The 4180-nt window shown below is 33.2% G+C and carries 8 protein-coding genes and 1 pseudogene; all 9 read right to left on the bottom strand.

The features are described 5' to 3' along the window. Positions 1-190, bottom strand: a pseudogene (locus ACFQ02_RS08245) (hypothetical protein); the annotation flags it as partial. 2 nt (positions 191-192) lie between these two features. Next, positions 193-567, bottom strand: coding sequence for a hypothetical protein (locus ACFQ02_RS08240; RefSeq protein WP_380821639.1), 375 nt, complete (start codon positions 565-567; stop codon positions 193-195). Further along, a complete protein-coding gene (locus ACFQ02_RS08235) occupies positions 560-1246 on the bottom strand; it encodes a hypothetical protein (protein ID WP_380821636.1) in 687 nt (228 codons plus the stop codon). The genes ACFQ02_RS08240 and ACFQ02_RS08235 overlap by 8 nt, the downstream gene beginning before the upstream one ends. A 3-nt stretch (positions 1247-1249) precedes the next feature. Then, a complete protein-coding gene (locus ACFQ02_RS08230) occupies positions 1250-1600 on the bottom strand; it encodes a hypothetical protein (RefSeq protein WP_380821633.1) in 351 nt (116 codons plus the stop codon). 3 nt (positions 1601-1603) lie between these two features. Continuing rightward, complete coding sequence (locus ACFQ02_RS08225) at positions 1604-2002, bottom strand: hypothetical protein (protein WP_380821630.1); 399 nt, start codon at positions 2000-2002, stop codon at positions 1604-1606. Between the two features lie 12 nt (positions 2003-2014). Then, entirely contained in the window at positions 2015-2392 is a 378-nt protein-coding gene (locus ACFQ02_RS08220) for a hypothetical protein (RefSeq protein ID WP_380821628.1), read from the bottom strand. A gap of 20 nt (positions 2393-2412) precedes the next feature. After that, positions 2413-2826: a hypothetical protein gene (locus ACFQ02_RS08215; RefSeq protein ID WP_380821625.1), complete on the bottom strand. Its 414-nt coding sequence runs from the start codon at positions 2824-2826 to the stop codon at positions 2413-2415. Next, entirely contained in the window at positions 2826-3689 is an 864-nt protein-coding gene (locus tag ACFQ02_RS08210) for a hypothetical protein (RefSeq protein ID WP_380821622.1), read from the bottom strand. Before ACFQ02_RS08210 ends, ACFQ02_RS08215 begins: the two co-directional genes overlap by 1 nt. Beyond that, a complete protein-coding gene (locus tag ACFQ02_RS08205) occupies positions 3673-4023 on the bottom strand; it encodes a hypothetical protein (RefSeq protein ID WP_380821619.1) in 351 nt (116 codons plus the stop codon). The genes ACFQ02_RS08210 and ACFQ02_RS08205 overlap by 17 nt, the downstream gene beginning before the upstream one ends. Between the last annotated feature and the right edge of the window lie 157 nt (positions 4024-4180).

Here is a 4180-nt window from a genome sequence, read left to right as displayed (position 1 = left end):
TGCCCGAAACGCCTAAACTATGTGCCACATTATTTGCATTTATCGGCGTTTTACCTTGAGCAATTTGGTGAGCATTATATTCATCTAATTTTTTATTGATTTGAGCTTGTTCTCTTGTCGCATTTGAAACTCCAAATATGCTCGGCATATCTAAGTCTAAGCCTGCCTTTAAGCGTTTGAATAAAATCATCCCTAATTCCTATATTTCATATTTTCTATACAAATCTTTGTGTTATCTCCATCTTGTGTTAAACACCACGTCAATGGTGCTTTAAAGCGATAACCAAGATCATAATAACATTGTCTGACTATTAGAGTAGCTTTCGGGATATACTTGGATAATTCCTTATATTCTTCATTAGACAAACTCTCTTTATTCCTAAATTTGTTATATAAGAATAGACTTCTTTCTCCTAGGGAAGCATAAGCTTTTTGCTCACAGTTCCAAATTTCTCTAACAGATATTATTTGTCCATCTTTCATCCAAAACTTTACATCAGACGGAGAACCGTTTGCTAAATAACAGCCGGGAAGTAATAATACAAGGCAAGTTAAATATTTATTCACCTTTCGCCTCCTTATTTTCTTTTATAATCTCCTTACTTCTAAAATAAATTATTTCAGTTTTTGGTCCAACTTTACCCCATGTTCTTTCCTGATAATTTTTGACTTCATCAAACTTATCTGTATTTGGCATTAGGAATCTAATTACATCCTCATCTTTATAATAAGCCGTATTATGATCCCCAGTTAAAATCCTACCCGGTATTCTTGAAAAATTATCTCCCGTTGTATTGGTATTACCAATTCCAATACTCCAACTTCCCGGCAAATATGGCAATCCAAGCCCTGTACCGACTATATCCCCCGGAGCTACCGCATATTCCACTTTTCCATCTCTAAATAAAGAGGAGGTTTTCTCTGTATAACCTTGATCATATAAACCAAAAGATAATCTACCTCCAATGGTTTTATTTGTCATCGGGTAGGATGTACCTACTGTGTTAGCGGTTAATGTCGTATTATCGAATTTCATCCCTTTATAATTTGCCCAGTTCATCGCATTTTTACTGCTTGATACGCCTAAACTGTGTGATAGATCTTTTAAATCTACCTGTGCATTCGGATTATTCCGGTTATATTCTTCCAATAATCCCCAAACTTTTGCTTGTTCTCGACTGACATTTGAAGCTCCGAAGATACTTGGCATATCTAAACCTGCTCTTAAAATAACATAATTAACCAATATTTATTTTCTATATTTATCATAAGCATTGCAAACATCTTCCAGTCTATAACAATAAGCACTAAACATTTTTACTTTAAAAATAAATCCATTTTCATATAAACACTTTCCTTCTATATCATATATTCTATCTAGATTATTAAGATACTCTTTATCAACTATATTAGGATTTGGTTTCCGTTTTATAACACTAAATGAAGCGTAGTCTGCACACTCTCCAAGTATTTTTTGAGAAACTTCTTCTCCTGTTGCTCGATGAACCCATTTTGCATCACTATCAGATATAGAATATAAAGGGACTAATGAACAAGATGATATAAATAGACAAACAAAAAAATATATTATATATTTCATATATCACTCCTGATTAATAGTGTTAAGTTTTCTATTACTATCAACAGGATAAACTTTTTGTATAACCTCCTCCGTTTTTTCCCATTTCTTTTCTTTATCTCCATTCTCCTTAAATTTATAAACATACTTCAAATTGTTTATATTCTGATTAGCATCCGAATGTGCTTTACCAAATCCTAACCCCTCCACCTGCTTAGCATTCGGATTGTTTCCTATAAATAATCCTCCTAAACCCTTATAAACCCAATCTCCTTTCACTCCATGATATTCAGTATTTACATCACCAAACAGTCCTTTTGCTTGTTTATCTATTTCTTCAGACGGATAAGAACCACCTAAATGCAAGAAATTAATCTTCGTGTTCTTATATTCATTTCCAACATACTCTGACCAATTCAGCATATTTTTATTACCTCATACACCTAAACTATGAGCCACATTATTAGCAGTGATTGCGGCTTTTCCTTCAGATATTCTATGCGCATTATATTCTTCCAATTTCTTATTGATTTGAGCATGATCTCGTGTAGCATTTGATGCACCGAAGATACTCGGTAGATTTGCCCACGCTCTGAAACGTTCAAATCCAGTAAAGATAAATTCATTAACATACCCAGCACTGCCACGATTTAAAATAACTGCGGTTTCATCAATTGAGGATAAATCATTATCGTATAAAATTGCACTGGATACTTTGTCTTCTCGTTTCAGATTCAGCATTCCTGCAGTAGCAACTTTACTTAAAAGTTGAGCTTGCTCATCTGTTAGAATTTTATCTCCATAAATTATCACTCTTAATTGAAAAATCCCTTCTAATTCCGATATTTCATATTTTTTATACAAGTCTTAGTATTATCTCCATCTTGAGCCAAACACCAAGATAACGGTGCTTTAAAACGATAGCCAAGATCATAATAACATTGACTATTAGGCGGTATAAGCTCACTTAGATAAAGATATTCTTGATATTCATTTGGATACTCAGTTCTCATTATTGAAAATCCATCATTCGAATATCCCAATTCTTTATAACGGTCTTCTAAATATTCAAGTCTCTCTTTATCTTTTTTATTTAGAGTAGATTTACTCCTCTCGAAACAAAATTGTCTTTCTGCATAAGAAATATGCTTACCATCTTTAGTCCAAAATTTATAAGAATTTGGTGACCCATTAGCCAAATAGCAACCTGAAATTAGAAAAGGGAATATGAGTACTAATTTTTTCATTATTCACCTCCCTTTTTATCCTTTAGGGATGTTTTACCATTAAATTCAATCACTTTTGTTTTTGGACCAATTTCTCCCCAGACTTTTTTCTGATAATTGATTATATCTTTTCTATTACTTTCATTTTTTTCACTATTGCGGGGATTTAAGAAATTTATTACAGCTTCATCTTTATAATAAGCAATATTATGATCTCCTGTTAATATCCTACCCAGTATTCTTGGGAAATTATTTCCCGTTGTATTGGTGTTGCCAATTCCAATACTCCAACTGCCCGGCAAATATGGCAATCCAAGCCCTGTACCAACAATATCGCCCGGTGCTACCGCATATTCCACTTTTCCATCTCTAAATAAAGAGGAGGCTTTCTCTGTATAACCTTGATCATACAAACCAAAAGATAATCTTCCTCCAATAGTATTATTGGTCATCGGGTAAGATGTTCCCACCGTATTAGCATTTAATGTCGTATTATCGAACTGCATTCCTTTATAATTTGCCCAGTTCATCGCATTTTTTGTGCTTGAAACGCCCAAACTATGTGAAAGATGTTTTAAATCTACCTGTGCATTCGGATTATTGCGGTTATATTCTTCCAATAATCCCCAAACTTTTGCTTGCTCTCGGCTGGCATTGGAAGCACCAAAAATACTCGGCATATCTAAGCCCGCTCTTAAACGTTCAAACACAGTGTAAGTTAGCTCAGATTGAAGTGATGTATAAGGTTTTCTGACCACTAATACATCATTTTCTAAATAATCTTTTCCGCCATATTGAATTGCACCTTGCAAGCGGTCATCATCATTTTTATTCATAATGCCATGTGCGTATATTCTTGCTAATTTTTCATTTTCTATATTCATTGTATAGTTCACATACCTTTCTAAATTTATAACAGTATTTATAACTGGCATTAAATATAAAACCTTTTCTTCTTAAACAAGAGGCATATATTTTTTCTGATTTTGCCCGATTATCCTCTCCTACTACACTCGGTAGTCCTGATATATTTTTAATCTCAAACCCTTCAAGGGACTTATTAAAGCAATCCATATCAATATCTCTACTTAAAGGTTGCTTGGTATTTTTATGTATCCAAATATCTTCATCCCAATACGAGGAATATGACGGCATTAACTCCCAAAATAAACAGCCAGTCAGAACTAAGGAGGCTAATAAACAAGTAAACAATCTCATTTATTCACCTCATTTACTTTATTAAATTCTCTAATACCACCATTAGGATAAATTTTATTTAAAGTATCTCTAGCTTGCTCCCGTTTTCTTTCATCTTCTTGATTATCAATTTTATAAACATACTTCAAGTTATTTATATTCTGATTAGCTTGAGAAT

The sequence above is a fragment of the Seminibacterium arietis genome (assembly GCF_042675725.1).
GTDB classification, from domain to species: domain Bacteria; phylum Pseudomonadota; class Gammaproteobacteria; order Enterobacterales; family Pasteurellaceae; genus Seminibacterium; species Seminibacterium arietis.
This window is presented reverse-complemented; position numbering and strand designations above follow the sequence as displayed.